We start from the raw sequence: 17,184 nt of genomic DNA on the forward strand, positions 1-17,184 counted from the left end.
GCGGCTACCGTCGCCGTGGCGGCGCGCCGCGGCGACCGGCCCCGGCCGCGCGCGGCCCGGCCGACCGGCAGGGAACCGACGACGAAGAGGAGCACCCGCGATGCCCCCGACTGCGGCGCCCAAGCTCATGATGTTCCTGGCGTTTAGGAACGACGCCGAGGAAGCCCTCGACTTCTACACCTCGCTGTTCGAGAACTCCGCGGTGCACCGGGTGGTGCGGGCCCGCGCCGGGGAGGCCGGCTGGCCGGAGGGCGTCCTCCAGCACGCGCTGTTCACGCTCGGCGGCCAGTCGTTCATGTGCACCAACATGCCGCCGCCCGGCGCGAAGGGCTACGAACTGGCGTCCTGGGACGCGTACGCCTTCTCGCCCGCGACCGCGATCTACGTGCAGTGCGACACCGCGGCGGAGTTCGACCGCTACCACGACGCCCTGGCGGAGAAGGGCGAGGTCATCATGCCGGCCGACGCCTACGAGTTCAGCGCCCGGTTCGCGTGGCTGACCGACCGGTTCGGGGTGTCCTGGCGGCTGAACCTCGCCCCGTCCCGCCGCCCGCGCACCAGCTGACCACCCCCCTGCGCGGCGAGGGCCCGGTCCGCCCCGCGGCGGACCGGGCCCACGTCGTGCCGGGCCGCTCAGCCCCAGTCGCCGGCCACCTGCTTGGTGGTGACGTTCAGGCGGTTGAAGAAGTTGGTCAGCGCGATCATCAGGACCAGGGCGGACAGCCCCTTCTCGTCGAAGTGCTCGGCGGCCGCGTCCCAGATCTCGTCCGGCACCTGGTCGCCGCGGTCCGACAGCCGGGTCGCGTGCTCGGCCAGCGCCAGCGCGGCCCGCTCGGCCTCGGTGAAGTACGGCGTCTCCCGCCAGGCGGCGACCGCGAACAGTCGCTCCTCGGTCTCACCGCCCTTGCGGGCGCCGCGCGAGCCGGAGTCGACGCACGGGCCGCACCCGTTGATCTGGCTGGCCCGCAGGTGCACCAGGTCGAGGGTCGTCTTCGGCACACCGCCGGAGTAGATCGCCTTGTACAGGTCCTGGATGGGCTGTGTGGCGTTGAGGACCACCGCGGGGTTGGTCAGGCGCGCTTCCATGTTCATCCCTTTCTACGGGAACGCAAGCGGCGCACGCTCGGCGGCGTGCGCCACTTCTACGACGAGCGGCGGCGGGCGAGTGTGACACCGCGCCGGCGGCGGAGCGGGGCCCGTCACACGCGGACGGCCCCGTTCGTCACAGTTGTGCGGGCCCCGGGCGCGAAGATGGACCCGGCGGCGGTCACGCACCGGCGGACGGCGAAGGGGAACGACGGTGGCCATGGACGACAACGACGAGCTCGCGCGCGCCTTCGAGGAGAAGCGCCCCCGGCTGCACGCGGTGGCGCAGCGCATGCTCGGCTCCACCGACGAGGCTGAGGACGCCGTGCAGGAGGCGTGGATCAGGCTGCACCGCAGCGACGCGGACGCGGTGGAGAACCTGGACGGCTGGCTGACCACGGTCGTGGGCCGGGTCTGCCTGGACATGCTGCGGGCCCGCAGCCGCCGCGAGGAGTTCTTCGAGGAGCACACCGAGGCGGCCGCGCCGGTGCCCACCGAGGAGAACGCCGACCCCGAGCAGGAGGCGGTGCTCGCCGACTCGGTCGGCCTGGCGCTGTCGGTGATCCTCGACACGCTCGACCCCGACGAGCGGCTCGCGTTCGTGCTGCACGACATGTTCGCGGTGCCGTTCGCGGACATCGCCCAGGTCATCGGGCGCAGCCCGGGAGCGACCCGGCAGCTGGCCAGCCGGGCCCGGCGGCGGGTGCACGGGGCCTCCCCGATGCACGACCTGCGCCGCCAGCACGAGGTGGTGGACGCCTTCCTGACCGCCGCGCGCAGCGGCGATTTCGACCGGCTGCTGACGCTGCTCGCGCCGGACGTCACCATGCACGCCGACGACACCGCCGTACGGATCGGCGCCGCCCCGATGACGCACGGCGCCCGCGGTGTGGCGGGCATCTTCTCCGGCGGCGCCGAGGCCGCCCGGGTGGCGCTCATCGACACCAGCGTGGGCGCGGTGTGGAAGGCGAAGAAGCGGGTGGTCGTGGCGTTCGACTTCACCATCACCGACGGCCTGATCACCGCCATCGACCTGGTGGGCGACCCCGACCGGCTCCAGGAGCTGGACATCGTGGTGCTGGGAGACTGACACCGCTCGCCGCCTACCGGCCCACCGGTCGACTTCGGCTGGGCGGTGCGCCGCTCCCGGGGTCCCACGGGCGCACGGCCCCGCGGTCCTACGGGCGCTGTGCCGCGGCCGGGAGCAGGCACTCCTCGGCGAAGGCCAGCGCCCGCAGGTGGTAGGCGCGGGCCGCCCAGCCCAGGCTGATGTTGTGGCCCGCGCCCGGCTGCCGGTCCACCAGCACCCGCCCGGCCGCGCCGAACGCCGCCGCGAGTTCGGCCAGGTCCGCGTTCTGGTGCCGCCACAGCAGCTCGTGCTCGGCGAAGGTGAAGCGCACCGGTACCCGTACCCGCGGCGCCAGCCGCGCCAAGGACGCGGGCCAGCCGGCGAGTTCGGCCGCCTCCCGGGCCGGCATCGGGGCGAGAAGGCCCGCGCAGGCCCGGAAGGCGCCCGGCGGGTAGAGCCGCAGCGGCCCCCAGCTCAGCCGCCGCCCGCCCGGGCCGGTGAACGGCACCGCCGCCCCGCCGGGCGCGGCGTACCGCAGGCCGCAGCCCGAGACGTCCACGCCCAGCAGGCGGTCGCCGTCCTCGGCACCGGCCGCCCACGCCAGCGCCGGCTTGGCGCCGAAGGAGTGGCCCAGCAGCAGCACCCCGGCGCCCACCGGGTGGGTGCGGGCGTAGCCGGCGACGGCCGCCCGCAGCACCGCGGCCTGCTCGGCCACCCCCATCCCCGCCGGGAGCGCCCCGGCCGACCTGCCGTAGCCGGGCCGGTCCACCGCGAGCACCGCATACCCCAGGTCCGCCCCGAGCCGCAGCAGCGACAGGCCCGGCCGTACCCGGGTGTCGAAGTAGCCCGCGGTCATGCCGCCGCCGTGCACCGCCACGACCAGCGCCCTGGGGGCGCCGGACGGTTCGCCCAGCAGCCCGGACAGCGTGACCCCGGCGCCTTCCAGGACGACGGGCCGGACCGGGCCGGCCGCGGCCACTACGCGGCGCGCCCGGCGCCGAACCAGCGGCCGAGCGCGGCCGCCAGCCCGTCGGGCGCGCCCTCGCCGGTCCACGCCACGTGCCCGTCCGGGCGGACCAGCACCGCCGCCAGCCCGGCCAGCGGGTCCGCGGTGCCCTCGACCGGTTTGGCGGCGGCGGTCACCACGTCGACGCGGTCGGACCAGGCAGCGGCGGCGGCACGCAGTACGGCGCTGTCGGCCAGGTCGAACAGCACGCCCCGCCCCGGGCGCAGCGGGCGGAAGGTGTCGCTCTCGCCGCCGGCCCCGCTCAGCGGCCGCTTGGGCAGCCGGCGCCCGAGCAGCGGGTGCGGCGGGTGCGCCTTTCCGGTGCCGTCCGCCGCGATGCCGCCGGGGCCGCCGGGATCGTCGGGGGCGTCGCCGAGGTCGTATCGGATGTCGAGGTGGCTGACGATCCCGGCCAGGTGCTGCCGGACCGCCTCGTGGGCGAGCAGTTCGGTGAACAGCGCGCGCAGCGAGTCCGACTGCTCGCCGCCGAGGAAGACGACGCCCTGCGCGTGGGTGTTCATCATCAGCCGCTCGCCGACCGCGTGCCGCTCGGCGTGGTAGCTGTCGAGCAGGCCGGCCGGCGCGGTGCCGCGGACGGTGGCGGCGAGCTTCCAGCCGAGGTTGGCCGCGTCCTGCACCCCCGTGCTCAACCCCTGGCCGCCGGCCGGGAGATGGACGTGCGCGGCGTCCCCGGCCAGCAGCACCCGGCCGCGCCGGTACTGCCCGGCCAGCCGGCTGGCGTCGCTGAAGGAGCTGACCCACTCGGCGCTGCCGCCGCTGATGTCCTCGCCGGTGATGCGCTGCCAGGCGGCGGCGACCTCGGCGAAGGTGACGTCGTCGGCACGCTCGCGGGCCGGGGTGCCGTGCGGGCAGACGATGATCCGGTCGACGCCCTCCTTCAGCGGCGCGGCCATCACCATGCCGTGCGGGAGGCGTTCGCCCAAAAACCGGGGGCGCAGCCCGCAGCCGACGACGTCGGCCAGGTACATCGCGCGGGTGGCGGGCAGCCCGGGGAAGTCGAAGCCGGCCGCCTTGCGGACCCGGCTCTGCCCCCCGTCGCAGCCCACGAGGTAGGAGGCGCGCAGCCGGCCGGCGCCCTGCGGGGTGCTGACGAGCGCCTCGACGGTGTCGCCGTCGAGGAAGCCGTCGGCCAGGCCGGTGACCTCCCAGCCGCGCCGGATGTCCGCGCCGAGCGCGCGCGCCCACGCCTCCAAAACGGCCTCGGTCTCGTTCTGGGGGATGCCGCGGGCGCCGAAGTGGGCGCCCGGCAGGGCGGTGTAGTCGAACTGCACGCCGCCGAAGTGCCCCATGGGGCTGGTCGCGAGCGTCTCACCCTGCCCGAAGGCCGGCAGCAGCCCGCGCTGGTCGAACACCTCCATGGCGCGGGCGGTGAAGCCCAGCCCCCGGGACTGGCCGGACGGCTCGGCCAGCTTGTCGATGACGATGACGCGGGCGCCGCCCAGGCGCAGTTCGCCCGCGAGCATCAGCCCTGTCGGTCCGGCGCCGACCACGACGACGTCGGTGTCCACCACGGACTGTGCCATGGCTGTCCTCCCTCTTCTCGTCCGTTCCCGCTCCGGTCGGTGCGGTGCTGGGCCGGGTCCGGCACATCCCGCCCCCATGGCCAGGGGCATGGGGGCGCCCCCGGCCGGCGGGGGCCGGCAGGCACGCTCTCCCCTTGCCTTCGGCGGGAGGTGCCGCCGGCGTTGCTGGCCGTCGGTACGGCTCGCTGCGCTCTGTTCCCCGGAGCCTCGCCTGGGAGGGACCCCCACCCTCCGCCTTGCGGTCGGGGGGACCTCCCAGGCCGGAGGCCATGGGGGGAGCACCGGGCCCCGTCGGCCCCCGCCCTTTGGGCGGGACGACGCTAGGTGTCGGACACGGCCCTGACGGCCGCGCCCGCACGGGGGCGCACGTGCGGGCGGCGGGGCGCGCCGAACCAGCGGCCGAGCGCGGCGTCCAAGCCGTCGCCGTCCCCGTTGCCGTCGCCGTCCTGTGCGCCGCCGACCCACACGACGTGGCCGTCCGGGCGCACCGCCACGGCCGCGACCCCGTCCCAGGTGCCCTGCTCGTCCCGCGCCGGCGCGGCCGTGACGAGGTCGACCCGGTCGTCCCAGCGCGCCCCGGCGGCCGGCGGCGGCGCCCCCAGGCCGAGCAGCAGTCCCCGCCCGGACCTGAGCAGTTCGAAGGTGGTGCACACGGCGCCGCCGACCCGCAGCCGGGCGTACGGCAGCCGCGCGCCGACCAGCGGATGGCCGCCGCCGCAGGTGGCGTAGCGGATGTCGAGGCCGCTGACCATCCCGGCGAGCCGGGCGCGCGCCGGCTCCTCGGCGAGCAGTTCGGCCAGCACCGCGCGCACCGGCTCCACCTCCGCCCCGCCCAGCAGCAGCGCCACCTGGGCGCGGATGTTGCCGAGCACGGCGGCGCCGACGGCGTGGCGTTCCAGGTGGTAGGTGTCGAGCAGCCCCGCGGGCGCCTCGCCGCGGACGGTGGCGGCGAGTTTCCAGCCGAGGTTGAAGGCGTCCTGGAGGCCGAGGTTGAGGGCCTGTCCGCCGGTGGGCATCTGCCGGTGCGCGGCGTCGCCCGCGTACAGCACCCGGCCGTGCCGGTACTGGGCCAGCAGCCTGCTCTCGTCGTCGAAGTGGTTGACCCACAGCGGCTTGCCGCCCCCGATGTCCTCGCCGGTGACCCGCTGCCAGGCCGCGGCGACCTCCTCGTACCGCACCGGGCCGGTGCGGGTGCGGGCCGCGCTGCCGAACTCGTGCACCATCACCCGGGTCACGCCGTCGGCCCGGCGGGCGGCGATGGCCAGGCCGCGCGGCAGCCGCTGGAAGCGCCGGTCGGGGATGTCGAGGCCGTCGACGTCGGCGCGCAGCAGTTCGCGGGCGGCGCCGTGGCCGGGGAAGTCCGCCCCGGTCAGCTGCCGCACGGTGGAGTCCTGCCCGTCGCAGGCGACCAGGTGGCTGCCGCGCAGCCGCACCGGCCGCCCGTCGCGCCCGACGGCCTCCACCTCCACCGCGTCCGGGTCCTGGGCCAGGTCGATCAGCCGCAGCCGGTGCCCGCAGCGGATGTCGGCGCCCAGCGACAGCGCCCACTCCTCCAGCACCGACTCGGTCCTGGTCTGCGGCACCTTCCACTGGCCCGGATACGGCGAGGGCAGCGTCAGGTCCAGCGGCACCCCGCCGAAGTGGCCGCGCGGCTCGTTCGGCGGGGTGCCGAGGTCCGGCAGCAGGCCGCGGCTGTCGAGGATCTCCATGGTGCGGGCGTGCAGCGTCGAGGCCCGCGACTCGGTGCTGGGCCGGTGGCGCTGCTCGACGACGGCCACCCGCACGCCGCGCAGGGCCAGTTCGGCGGAGAGCATCAGGCCGGCCGGCCCGGCGCCCACCACGATGACCTCGGTCCGCGTCGTGCGCGGGGCGGCCATCTCAGCTCTTCCGTTCCGCGTAGTCCTTGGCGTGGCCCAGTGTGGCGCGGCTGTTGGTGCTCAGCGCGTCGTGCACGTAGGCCCGGGCGTCCGCGACGGTGGCCTGCGCGCCCAGGATCGCGGCGATGTTGGCGGTGTTGATCGACACCGTGTGCTGCGAGCCGGCCTCGGTGGTGCCCCGGCCGGTGTCGGTGAACGTCCACAGGCCGGTGTGCAGCGTCATCAGCGCGGGCAGCGTGACCTGCTTGTACGCGATCCGGTCCGGTGCGAACGCCACCCGGTAGGACTTGGTGGTGTGCACCGAGCCGTCCTTGGCGCGGGTGTCCATCTCCAGGGTCTGCAACCCCGGGGAGGGCTCGCCGAAGCGGACGGTGGCCACGTGCGGCAGCCGCTCGGGCCACCGGGCGGCGTCGTTGACGAAGTCGAAGACGTCCTTGGCGGCGCCCTCGACCTCGACGGTGTCGGTGAAGGAGAAGACCAGGTCCTGTGCCTCGGCGGCGTGCACCCGCTCGACGTTCTCCTTCAGCGCGGCCAGCTCCGAGGTGCTGTTGGTGTCCACCGCCCGGTCGATCCACCGCAGCGACTCCGGGTCGTCGCCGACCGCCCGGTAGTCGTGCAGCAGCCGGACCCGCGCGGCGGCCCCGTCCAGCGGCTCGACGATCCAGGTGCCGCCCATCGCGGCCACCGGCGGGGTGCTGACCTCCTGCCGGAAGGTGATGCGCAGCGCGTCGGGGTCCAGGGTGCGGCGCGACGTCCAGTTCTTGGCCTCGCCGTTCGCGGTGGCCCAGATGCGGATGCGCTCGGTGCCGTGGCCGGTGTCCTCCTGCTCGACGTGGATGGTGGGCGGGAAGATCTGCGGCCAGTGGCGCACGTCCGCCAGCAGCCGGTAGACGGTGGCCGCGGGCGCGGCGATGGTGGTCTCGTGCTCGACCTCGCGTGTCGTCACGGGCACTGCTCCTTGTCCGGTCCTCGTCCGCTGTCCGGACGGTGGTCAGAAGTTGCCGAGGCCGCCGCAGACGTTGAGCGCCTGCGAGGTGATGGAGGCGGCGGTGTCGGAGGCCAGGTAGCCGATGAGGCCGGCGACCTCCTCGGGGGTGCTGTAGCGGCCGAGCGGGATCTTCGCCTGGAACTTCGCCAGGATCGCCTCCTCGCTGGTGGCGTAGGCGGCGGCGTACCCCTGCCGGACCCGCTGCGCCATCGGCGTCTCCACGTATCCCGGGCAGACCGCGTTGACGGTGATGCCGGTGGGCGCCAGCTCGTTGCCGAGCGCCTTGGTGAAGCCGACGACGCCGTGCTTGGAGGCGGAGTACGGGGCGCCCAGCACGACGCCCTGCTTGCCCGCGGTGGAGGCGACGTTGATGATGCGGCCGTGGCCGCGCTCCCGCATGCCGCCGGTGGTCAGCACCTCGCGGCTCATCCGGAAGACGCTGGTGAGGTTGGTGTCGATGACGTCGTGCCACAGGTCGTCGGCGATCTCCGCGGTGACCCCGCCGCCGGACCGGCCGGCGTTGTTGACCAGCACGTCGATCCGGCCGTAGGTGTCGACCGCGGCCTGTACGAAGGCGGCGACCGAGGCGCCGTCGCGGACGTCGAGCACCTGGCCGGCGGCCTCGCAGCCGTCGGCGCGCAGGGACTTGGCGGTCGTCTCGACGTCGGAGCCGGTACGCGCGCCGAGGAACACCCGGTGCCCCTGCGCGGCCAGCAGCCGGGCGCTCGCCAGGCCGATGCCGCTGGTGGCACCCGAGACGAGCGCGACACGGGAAGTGGACTGTGCCATGGCGTGGGTCCTCTCAGGCGGCGCGGCCGGCGGCCAGCAGCTCGTTGACGGTGCTGATCAGCTCGCGGGGGGTCAGGGCGTCGGTGAGGATCTCGTCGTCGAGCGCGATGCCGTACTCGCGCTCGATGCAGCCGCCCGTCTCCAGCAGCGCCAGCGACTCGTAGCCCAGCTCCTCGAAGGTGGTGTCGAGGATGTCCTCGTCCAGGTCGAGGCCCTCCTCGGCGCCGGCGGCCTTCAGGAGGATGTGCTTGAGGTCCTCGAAGGTGAACTGGCGGTCCGTCATGTCGATATGTCTCCTTCGTCTCGGGGTGGCGGGGCCGGCGGCCCGGCCGCTCAGGCCGCGGCGCGCACCACCACGGCGGAGTTGAAGCCGCCGTGGCCGCGGGCCACCACCAGTGCGGTGCGCAGCCGCGCGGCCCGCGGCTGGTGCAGCACCAGGTCCAGGTCGTACTGCGGGCAGGGGTCCACATGGACGGTGGGCGGGATGACCCCGGCGCGGATGGCCAGCAGCGCGCAGGCGACGTCCAGCGGCCCGGCGCCGGAGTACAGCCGGCCGGTCATCGTCTTGGGCACGGTCACCGGGACCGCGCCGGACCCGAAGACCGCGCTGATCGCCTCGGCCTCGGCGCGGTCCAGCTCCGGCACGCCCGCGCCGTCGGCGAAGACCACGTCCACCTCGCCCGGCGCGGTGCCCGCGTCCTGAAGCGCGACACCGATCGCGGTGCGCAGGGTGGGGCCGCGGCCGCTGCCGGGCGGCGGGTCGAACGTCGTGCCGTACCCGGCGATCTCGCCGTACACCCGCGCGCCGCGCGCCGCGGCCGCCGCGGCGGACTCCAGGACCAGGATCGCCCCGCCCTCGCCCGGCACATAGCCGTGCGCGTCGCGGTCGAACGGCGTGTACGCGCGGGTGGGTTCGTCACTGGTGGCCAGCTGCCCGCCGGCCAGCTGCGCCACCCAGCCCCACGGGCACAGCGACGCGTCCACCGCGCCGCTCACCACCAGCGGCGTGCCCTTGCGCACCAGCCGCCTGGCCTGCGCCAGCGCGTCCAGGCCGCCGGCCTGGTCGCTCACCACGACACCGCTGGGCCCCTTCATCCCGTGCCGGATGGAGATCTGGCCGCTGTTGACCGCGTAGAACCAGGCGAACGACTGGTAGGCCGAGACGAACTGGCTGCCCCGCGACCACAGTTTGCGCAGCTCGCCCTGGCCGAACTCGAAGCCGCCCGCGTGGCTGGCGGTCACCACCCCCATGTCCAGCGGGTCGAACGACGCCGGGTCCACCCCGGCGTCCGCCAGCGCCCAGTCCGCCGCCGCCAGCGACAGCCGGGTCACCCGGTCGGTCTGCGGCAGCAGCCGGCCCGGCAGGTGGTCGGCGGCCTCGAAGCCCGGTATCTCCCCGGCCAGTTGCGCCGGGTAGCCCGACGGGTCGAACCGCGTGATGCGGCCGATGCCGCTCTTCCCGCCGCGGGTGGCCGCCCAGTAGTCCGCGGCGCCCAGCCCGTTCGGGGCGGCGACGCCCATCCCGGTGACCACGACCGACGTCATACGGTGCTCCTTCGCGCGCCGGTGAGCACCATGGCGCTCTGGAACCCGCCGAAGCCGCTGCCCACCGTCAGCACCGAGCCGACCGGCTGCTCGCGTGCCGTCAGCGGCACATAGTCCAGGTCGCACTCCGGGTCGGGGGTGTGCAGGTTGGCGGTGGGCGGCACCACGTCGTGCTCCATCGCCAGCGCGCACGCGGCGATCTCGATGGAGCCGATGGCGCCCAGCGAGTGGCCCACCATCGACTTGATCGAGCTGATCGGCGTGCGGTACGCGTGCGCGCCCAGGCTCTTCTTGAACGCGGCGGTCTCGTGCCGGTCGTTCTGCCGGGTGCCGGAGCCGTGCGCGTTGACGTAGTCGATGTCCTCCGGCGCGGTCCTCGCCTCCTCCAGCGCGACCCGGATCGCCTCGGCCATCTCCGCGCCGTCCTTGCGCAACCCGGTCATGTGGTAGGCGTTGGAGCGGGTGGCGTAGCCGGCGACCTCGGCGTACACGTGCGCGCCGCGCCGCCGGGCGTGCTCCAGCTCCTCCAGTACGAAGAACGCCGAACCCTCGCCGAGCACGAAGCCGTTGCGGGTGCCGTCGAAGGGGCGCGAGGCGTGCTCCGGGTCGTCGTGCCGCGGGGTGGTCGCCTTGATCGCGTCGAAGCACGCCATCGTGATCGGCGAGATCGGGGCGTCCGCGGCCCCGGCCACCATGACGTCCACGGCGCCCTCGCGCACCAGCTCCACGCCGTAGCCCACGGCGTCGATACCCGAGGTGCACCCGGTGGAGACCACCGTCGCCGGCCCCTCGGCGCCCACCGCCCACGCCACCTCGGCGGCGAAGGAACTCGGCGCCAGGTAGTCGTACAGGTGCGGCACGGCGTAGCGGTGGTCGACCAGGTCCAGCCGGCCGCCGTCGCTGACCACGCGGTACTCCTCGTCGAGCCCCATGGTCGCGCCCACCGCGCTGCCGACGACCACCCCGACCCGGTGCGGCGCCAGCGCCGCCGGCTCGGCGCCGCTGTCGGCGACCGCGCCGCGCGCGGTGACCACGGCGAACTGCGCGGCGCGGTCCATCCGCCGCACCTCCTGCGGGCTGAGCCCGTACGCCAGCCCGTCGAAGTCGGCCTCGGCCGCCACCCGGGAGCGGAACGGCGACGGGTCGAAGAAGGTGATGCCGCGGGTGGCGGTGCGCCCCTCGCTGATCAGTGCCCAGAAGTCCGCCCGGCCCAGGCCGCCCGGGGCGAGCACCTCCAGCCCGGTGATGACGACCCGACGCCCCGTCATGCGCCGGCCTGCCAGTGGTAGAAGCGCGTGGCCATGGCGTCGGCGGGGGAGCGCCAGGTCGCCGGGTCGTAGGCGCCGATGAAGGGCTTCAGGTCCGCGCTGATCCCGACGAACCGCGGGTCGTCCTTGGCCGCCTCGATCCGCGGGCCGCCGTCGTCCGACGCGAAGTCCTGGAGGTGGAAGTACAGCCCGCGGTAGGCGAAGAGCTGCCTGCGCCGGGTCCCCATCCGGTGGGGCATGTCGGTCTCGTCGAACTCGCCGAACAGCCGCGCGACATCGCGGCTGGACTCGATGGCCATCCGGGCCACGATCAGCGTGCTGTGCATACCTGGCTCCTTGAGGTCGGCACGGGACGTTTCTGGGCGTTTCTGGGCGTTCACGGGGTGCGCGGGGGTGCGGGTGGGGTGCGCGGGGTGCGCGGGGCGGGCCGCCGCCGGGACCGGACGGGTGCGGCCCGGTCCCGGCGGGGGAGCGGCGCCGGGAAGCGCCGGTGCTACTCGCCGGCCGCGCGCGTCTGCACCACGCGGTAGCCGTTCCAGTCGCTCTCGGTCGTCAGCGCCGCCACGCGCGCCTCGGACTTCAGCCGGGCCTCGGACTTCTCCGCCTCCGGCGCCGCGCGGAACGCGTCGTAGGCGTCCTTGCCGTCCCACTGCGAGTAGACGACGGCGAAGGGACCGTCCAGGAAGCGGGCCCGCAGCCCCTTGAAGACGCTGTGCGAGCGGTAGCCGGGCACGTCGGCCAGCCAGGCGCGGCCCTCGCCCAACTCGGTGACCAGGTCCTCGTGGTCGCCCTCGGCGACCTTGAAGATCTCGATCACGGTGTAGTCGTCGCGGTCGGGCGAGATCTCGGTGGTCGCGCCCTGCGCCGGGTGCCGGTGGGTGTAGACGATCCGGCACTGGAGCAGCCGGATCGAGGTGGTGATCTCCTGGAAGACCGGCATCGTGCGGTGCTTGAACTCCTCGCCCGCGTACCGCTTCTCCAGGTCCTCGCCGCTGCGCCACTGGATGAAGTTGGCGGTGCCGGGGCTCTCCTGCCCGGCGTGCACCGTGGAGGAGATCCAGCCCTCGTAGGCCGCGGCGTTGACGATCTTGCCCATCTCCTGGAGCAGCGTGTCCTGCTTAGCCGGCTCGTCGGTGGAGAACAGGTTCAGCACGGTCAGGTAGTCGTCGGCAGGGGAGATTCGGGGCATGGCGTGGTCACTTCCTGGGAGAAGGGAGGAACAGTCGAAGAACGGGAAGGTGCGGGCGGGCGCGGGGAGGGTGCGGGGAGGTGCGGGCAGGGCCGGCCGGCTCAGGCGCCGGGGCCGAACCAGCGCTCCAGGGCCTCGGGCAGCGCGCTGCCGTCCTGGTCGGGCGCGACCCACGCGACGTAGCCGTCCGGCCGCAGCAGCAGGGCCTCGACGTCGGGCAGGTGCGCGGCGCCCTCGGCCCGTACGGTGTCGACGCGGTCCGCCCACGGCTTGGCCGCGGTCGGCAGGGTGCCGTCGCCGCCGAGGTCGAGCAGCACGCCCCGGCCGGTGTGCAGCAGTGCGTGCACGCTCGTCCGCGGCCCGCCGCCGCCCGGTTCGCCGGTCAGCTCGTCGTCCGGGAGCCGCCGGCCGAGCAGCGGGTGGCCGCCCGGCCCGACGTCGTGCCGGATGTCGAGGCCGGTGACCATGCCGACGAGGCTGCGCTGCACCGACTCGAACCGGCTGAGTTCGGCGAAGACGTCGGTCAGCGGGGTGATCTCCTCGCCGCCGAGGTAAAGGGTGCGCTGGGCCAGGGTGTTGGTGAGGATGCGGGCGCCGACCGGGTGCCGCTCGGCGTGATACGTGTCGAGCAGCCCGTCCGGGGCCTGCCCGGCCAGGACCAGCGCCAGCTTCCAGCCGAGGTTCACCGCGTCCTGGACGCCCGCGCTCATGCCCTGGGCGCCGATCGGCAGGTGGACGTGCGCGGCGTCGCCCGCCACGAACACCCGGCCGCGCCGGTACTGCGCGGCCTGCCGGCTGACGTCGGTGGTCGAGCTGACCCACGACGGCTCGGCCGCGCCGATGTCCTCGCCCGACAGCTTCAGGAAGGCGGCGGCGACCTCCGCGAACGTGATCGGCTCGCGGCTCGCGCGCAGCGGCTCGTCGCGGTCGTAGTAGATGATCCGGCAGCGGTCCGGGCCGAGCGGCAGCACCATGACCATGCCGCCGGGGACGCGCTCGCCGGAGAACCGGGGCCGCAGCGGCACCCCGGAGATGTCGGCGAAGCGCAGCTCCACCGTCGGCTCCGTGCCGGGGAAGTCGATCCCGGCGCAGCGGCGTACGGTGCTGCGGGCGCCGTCGCAGCCCACCACGTACCGTGCGCGCAGCCGCCCGCCGTCGAAGGCGCCGCCGCCCGAGGTGTGCACGGTGACGCCGTCCGCGTCCTGCTCCAGGCCGGTGACCTCCACGGAGCGGTGCGTGACCGCGCCCTGTTCGGCCGCCCAGCCCGCGAGCACGGCCTCGGTGCGGGACTGCGGGATGCCGCGCGCACCGTAGGAGCCGCCGGGCAGCACCCGGTAGTCGAGCGGGACACCGCCGAAGTGGCCGACCGGGATGACGTCCACCCCGCCGAGCCGGGCCAGCAGCCCGCGCTGCCCGAACTCCTCGATGGTGCGCGCGGAGAAGCCGAGCGCACGTGACTGCCGCATCGGTTCGGCGAGCCGGTCGAGCACGGCCACGGAAATTCCGTGCAGCCCGAGTTCACCGGCGAGCATCAGTCCGGTAGGACCGGCGCCCACGACGATCACGTCCGCGTCATAATTGTCCATCGTCGCCCATCCGCCCTCTTCTGGTTGATGTCCCCATGAGTATGGGGAGCGCCACATCGGGCGGTAAAGGGAGTTCAGGACAGGTCTTCTGCACGCCACTACAGAATTGCGCCGCCAATGTCAGATCTTCGCAGGCACACTTGGTCGGACCGGTCGCGGCGGACCATCCTCAGGCATGACCTCGACTCACGTGGAGAAATTCGCACCGGAAACCGCCGACGCCGCCGCGGTGGGCGCGCTGCTCGACCGCTACCTGGTGGCGCTCGACAGCGGAGAACTCGACGACCCGTGGGCGCACGGACTGTTCACCGCCGACGCCGTCGTCTCCTTTCCGATGAGCACCTACGAGGGAATAGTGGGGCTCGCGGAATGGCACCGCCACGCGCTGGAGAAATTCGCCCGCACCCAGCACCTGAATTCACCGGCGGTGGTGGACTGTTCCGGCGCGCAGGCGACGCTGCGCGCCGCGCTGGTCTCCACCCACGTTCACCACCCCGGCGACGAGCACGCCGCGCTGTTCGTCACCGGCACGTCGGTGGCCGGCCGGGCGCGCCGCACCCCGGCCGGCTGGAAGCTCACCCGCCTGTCGTTCGACCTGGTCTGGCGGCAGGGCAGCCCGGTCCCGCCCGCTCGCTGAGACCGGCGCCGCCCGGCAGGCGGGACGTTTCCCACCTGCCGGGCGCAGCTCAGCAGTTGAGGCTCAGCACCCGGTCCACCGCGATCTCGACGACCACCCGGCCCGGCGGGGCGGGCGGCGCCGACCAGTAGCGCTCCGCGTAGCGGCGCACCCCCTCGGCGACGCGCTCCGGGGCGTCGAGCACCTGGGCGCTGCCCTCCAGGGTGACCCAGCGGAAGCCGTCCACCTGGCAGAGCCCGACCCGGGCGCCGGGCGCGGCCAGCACGTTCCTGACCTTGCGGGTCGTGCGCACCGTCAGGACGCGGGCGAGCCGCGCCCGGGGGTCCCAGGTGAACCGCACCGGTGCCAGGTGGGGCGAGCCGTCCGGTCTCAGCGTGGTCAGCACGGCCGTGTGCGGCTGTGCGAGGAACGCGTCGACCGCGGACGTCACCGCCGTCGCGCGGCCGCGCCGCTGGGGGAGCGTCATCGTGTGGGATTCCCCTTCCGGTTTGCCGGAGCCCGGCCGCGCCGCGCTCCTCACACCGCTTCCTGCCGGCTCCTGAGCCGCTCGGCGAACTGGCTCCACTCCTTGCTGATGCTCTCGGCGATCGGCGCGATCACCCCGAGCCAGTGCGGCGGCACCGCGCCGATCAGCTCCTGCCACCGGTCCGGGTCGGACGCGTGGAAGGCCATCCACTGGAGGAACTCCTTGCCGCCCTCGGTGTAGCGCACGCACGGGTCGCTGGCCACCTTGGCGGACACCGCCGCCCAGCCCAGCGGGATGCCGGCGGGCTCCCGGCAGCGCTCCCGCGACACGTCCGGGTCGGGCAGGGCGCGTACGAGCGGTACGGCGGCGCGGTCCGGTGCTTCCGCAGGGTCCGCCGCCTCCGCCGCCTCCGCCGGGTCCGCCGGGTGCGGGGCGCGGTCCGCGTAGGGCGCGGCCGACGCGGAATCCGGCGGGCCGGCGGGCGCCCGGCCCCCGTCGGGCTCGGGCGGTGCCCCGCCGCGCAGCCGGGTCCTGACGTCGTGGACGGTGCCGACGGACACGTCCGTCTCGCGGGCGACCTCCCGCAGCGTGGCGTCCGGATGGGCCCTCAGGTAGGCCGCGGCCCTTCGCCGGCCCTCCCCGGCCACCACCGAGCGCAGCCGCCCGTCCCGGCCGAGCCGCTTGCCGCCGGGCGGCGCGGCGCCGGCCGTCCGGCCGCGCAGCGCCGCGACGGTCTTGCCGCTCAGCCCGGTGAGCCGGGCGATGGCGCGGTCGGACCACTCGGGGTGGGCGGCCAGCACGCGCGCGGCACCGGCCATCCGGTCCGCGCGCGACAGCGGCAGCCCGTGCGCGCTGTTCGCGCGCATCGCCAGGACCAGCGCCTCCGCGTCCGTGCACTCCACGAAGCACGCGGAGATGCTGCGGTCGCCGCGGAGCTTGGCGGCCTCCAGCCGGTGCAGGCCGTCGATGACGCCCCAGCCGTTCCTGCGCACCAGGATCGGCGGCAGCTCCGCGTGGTCGGCGGCGTCGGCGAGGAGTTGGACGTGCGCGGGGTCCACCCCGCCCTGGCGCAGCCGCAGTTCGGGCGACAGAGCCCGTACCGGCAGCCGCTGCGCCGGCAGGTTCTCGACGGCCGGCAGGTCCGGGCCGCCGGAGCCGGCGCCTTTCGGGCCCGCGGCCGGTACGGCGCCGTGTCCCGCCCCCGCCGGTGCGCGGCCGCCCGCGATCGCCGTAGCCCGCCCGCCGTTGTCAGCCATCCGCACCGGCCCCCTTCTGTCGCAGTCCCCGACGAGCCTGCCAGCGGCGTCTCTAGCGGCGGTCGAGAGCCGGTTGACGGCCCGCCACCTGCGTGGGGCCGGTCATGCACGCGGTGAGGGTGGTGCCGTCGTGGGGGTCGAGCAGGATGAAGGAGCCGGTGCGGCGCGAGGCGGCGTAGGAGTCGAGCGGCAGGGGTTCGGCGGTGTGCAGCACGACCTGGCCGATGTCGTTGGCGGCCAGGCGGCCGGGGGCGGGGTGCGGCGCGAGGTCGTCGAGGCGGAGCCGGGAGGGGATGTCCCGGACGACCGCCTTGACGGTGCGGGTGCCGTGCTTGAGCAGCACCCGCCGGCCGACGGTGAGCGGCCGGTCGGCGACGTGGCAGGCGGTGGCGGTGATGTCCTGGGTGGTGGCCGGGGCGTGGGCGGTCGGCGCGATCAGGTCGCCGCGGGAGACGTCCACGTCGTCGGTGAGCAGCAGCGTCACCGACTGGGGTGCGCGCGCGGTGTCCACGGGGGTGCCCAGCAGGTCGATGCCGCGGATACGGGAGGTGCGGCCGGAGGGCAGCACCGTGACCTCCTCGCCGACCGCGAACGCTCCCGAGGCGATCTGCCCGGCGTAGCCGCGGTAGTCGGGGTGCTCGGCGGTCTGCGGCCGGATCACGTACTGCACCGGCAGCCGGGCCGGGCCGGGCGCCGGGTCCTGGAGCACCTGCACGGTCTCCAGGTGCTCCAGGACGGTCGGTCCGCCGTACCAGTCCATGTTCGCCGACGGCTCGACCACGTTGTCCCCGGCGAGGGCGGAGATCGGGATGGCGGTGATGTCCGGGATGCCGAGGGAGTCGGTGTAGGCGGTGAACTCCTCGGCGATGGCGGCGAAG

The 17,184-nt window shown here is 74.9% G+C and carries 18 protein-coding genes; 3 read left to right on the forward strand and 15 right to left on the reverse strand.

Going from position 1 to position 17,184, the window contains the following annotated elements:
• The first annotated feature begins 100 nt into the window (after nt 1-100).
• Nucleotides 101-565: a VOC family protein gene (locus AC3EVP_RS20915; RefSeq protein WP_435131725.1), complete on the forward strand. Its 465-nt coding sequence runs from the start codon at nt 101-103 to the stop codon at nt 563-565.
• A gap of 68 nt (nt 566-633) precedes the next feature.
• Here the strand turns inward: AC3EVP_RS20915 and AC3EVP_RS20920 are convergent, their stop codons facing one another.
• A complete protein-coding gene (locus tag AC3EVP_RS20920; RefSeq protein ID WP_335983945.1) occupies nt 634-1,086 on the reverse strand; it encodes a carboxymuconolactone decarboxylase family protein in 453 nt (150 codons plus the stop codon).
• Between the two features lie 220 nt (nt 1,087-1,306).
• Here AC3EVP_RS20920 and AC3EVP_RS20925 point away from each other — a divergent pair, with 220 nt between their 5' ends.
• Complete coding sequence (locus AC3EVP_RS20925) at nt 1,307-2,176, forward strand: sigma-70 family RNA polymerase sigma factor (protein WP_335983947.1); 870 nt, start codon at nt 1,307-1,309, stop codon at nt 2,174-2,176.
• Between the two features lie 88 nt (nt 2,177-2,264).
• Here AC3EVP_RS20925 and AC3EVP_RS20930 read toward each other — a convergent pair whose 3' ends face one another.
• The 11 genes from AC3EVP_RS20930 to AC3EVP_RS20980 form a co-directional block, all read right to left on the reverse strand.
• The gene (locus AC3EVP_RS20930; protein ID WP_435131726.1) at nt 2,265-3,134 is read right to left on the reverse strand and encodes an alpha/beta hydrolase; all 870 of its coding nucleotides are present in this window, start codon (nt 3,132-3,134) and stop codon (nt 2,265-2,267) included.
• On the reverse strand, nt 3,134-4,705 hold the full coding sequence (locus AC3EVP_RS20935) for an FAD-dependent monooxygenase (RefSeq protein WP_435131728.1): 1,572 nt from the start codon (nt 4,703-4,705) through the stop codon (nt 3,134-3,136). Before AC3EVP_RS20935 ends, AC3EVP_RS20930 begins: the two co-directional genes overlap by 1 nt.
• Before the next feature lie 320 nt (nt 4,706-5,025).
• On the reverse strand, nt 5,026-6,582 hold the full coding sequence (locus tag AC3EVP_RS20940) for an FAD-dependent monooxygenase (RefSeq protein WP_435131730.1): 1,557 nt from the start codon (nt 6,580-6,582) through the stop codon (nt 5,026-5,028).
• Between the two features lies 1 nt (nt 6,583).
• Complete coding sequence (locus AC3EVP_RS20945; protein WP_335983954.1) at nt 6,584-7,528, reverse strand: aromatase/cyclase; 945 nt, start codon at nt 7,526-7,528, stop codon at nt 6,584-6,586.
• A 45-nt stretch (nt 7,529-7,573) separates the two neighbouring features.
• Nucleotides 7,574-8,359 (reverse strand): 3-oxoacyl-ACP reductase FabG, encoded by a 786-nt coding sequence (gene fabG, locus AC3EVP_RS20950; protein WP_435131732.1) that lies wholly within the window; start codon nt 8,357-8,359, stop codon nt 7,574-7,576.
• A 13-nt stretch (nt 8,360-8,372) separates the two neighbouring features.
• On the reverse strand, nt 8,373-8,642 hold the full coding sequence (locus AC3EVP_RS20955) for an acyl carrier protein (RefSeq protein WP_335983958.1): 270 nt from the start codon (nt 8,640-8,642) through the stop codon (nt 8,373-8,375).
• Nucleotides 8,643-8,692: 50 nt separating this feature from the next.
• Nucleotides 8,693-9,904, reverse strand: a complete 1,212-nt coding sequence (locus tag AC3EVP_RS20960) for a ketosynthase chain-length factor (RefSeq protein ID WP_435131733.1) — start codon at nt 9,902-9,904, stop codon at nt 8,693-8,695.
• Nucleotides 9,901-11,172: a beta-ketoacyl-[acyl-carrier-protein] synthase family protein gene (locus AC3EVP_RS20965; RefSeq protein ID WP_435131735.1), complete on the reverse strand. Its 1,272-nt coding sequence runs from the start codon at nt 11,170-11,172 to the stop codon at nt 9,901-9,903. Before AC3EVP_RS20965 ends, AC3EVP_RS20960 begins: the two co-directional genes overlap by 4 nt.
• Nucleotides 11,169-11,498 (reverse strand): TcmI family type II polyketide cyclase, encoded by a 330-nt coding sequence (locus AC3EVP_RS20970; RefSeq protein ID WP_335983963.1) that lies wholly within the window; start codon nt 11,496-11,498, stop codon nt 11,169-11,171. The genes AC3EVP_RS20965 and AC3EVP_RS20970 overlap by 4 nt, the downstream gene beginning before the upstream one ends.
• Before the next feature lie 167 nt (nt 11,499-11,665).
• Entirely contained in the window at nt 11,666-12,361 is a 696-nt protein-coding gene (locus AC3EVP_RS20975) for an antibiotic biosynthesis monooxygenase family protein (RefSeq protein ID WP_335983965.1), read from the reverse strand.
• A gap of 101 nt (nt 12,362-12,462) precedes the next feature.
• Nucleotides 12,463-13,947 (reverse strand): FAD-dependent monooxygenase, encoded by a 1,485-nt coding sequence (locus AC3EVP_RS20980; RefSeq protein ID WP_435131737.1) that lies wholly within the window; start codon nt 13,945-13,947, stop codon nt 12,463-12,465.
• 175 nt (nt 13,948-14,122) lie between these two features.
• Between AC3EVP_RS20980 and AC3EVP_RS20985 the strand changes: the two genes are divergently transcribed.
• A complete protein-coding gene (locus AC3EVP_RS20985; protein ID WP_335983967.1) occupies nt 14,123-14,584 on the forward strand; it encodes a nuclear transport factor 2 family protein in 462 nt (153 codons plus the stop codon).
• A 49-nt stretch (nt 14,585-14,633) separates the two neighbouring features.
• Here the strand turns inward: AC3EVP_RS20985 and AC3EVP_RS20990 are convergent, their stop codons facing one another.
• The 3 genes from AC3EVP_RS20990 to AC3EVP_RS21000 form a co-directional block, all read right to left on the reverse strand.
• A complete protein-coding gene (locus AC3EVP_RS20990; protein ID WP_435131739.1) occupies nt 14,634-15,050 on the reverse strand; it encodes a pyridoxamine 5'-phosphate oxidase family protein in 417 nt (138 codons plus the stop codon).
• 50 nt (nt 15,051-15,100) lie between these two features.
• Complete coding sequence (locus AC3EVP_RS20995) at nt 15,101-16,306, reverse strand: ParB N-terminal domain-containing protein (protein WP_435131740.1); 1,206 nt, start codon at nt 16,304-16,306, stop codon at nt 15,101-15,103.
• 52 nt (nt 16,307-16,358) lie between these two features.
• On the reverse strand, nt 16,359-17,184 hold an 826-nt coding region (locus tag AC3EVP_RS21000), incomplete at its 5' end, for an elongation factor 1-alpha C-terminal domain-related protein (RefSeq protein WP_435131742.1).

The organism is Actinacidiphila sp. bgisy144, assembly GCF_057708105.1.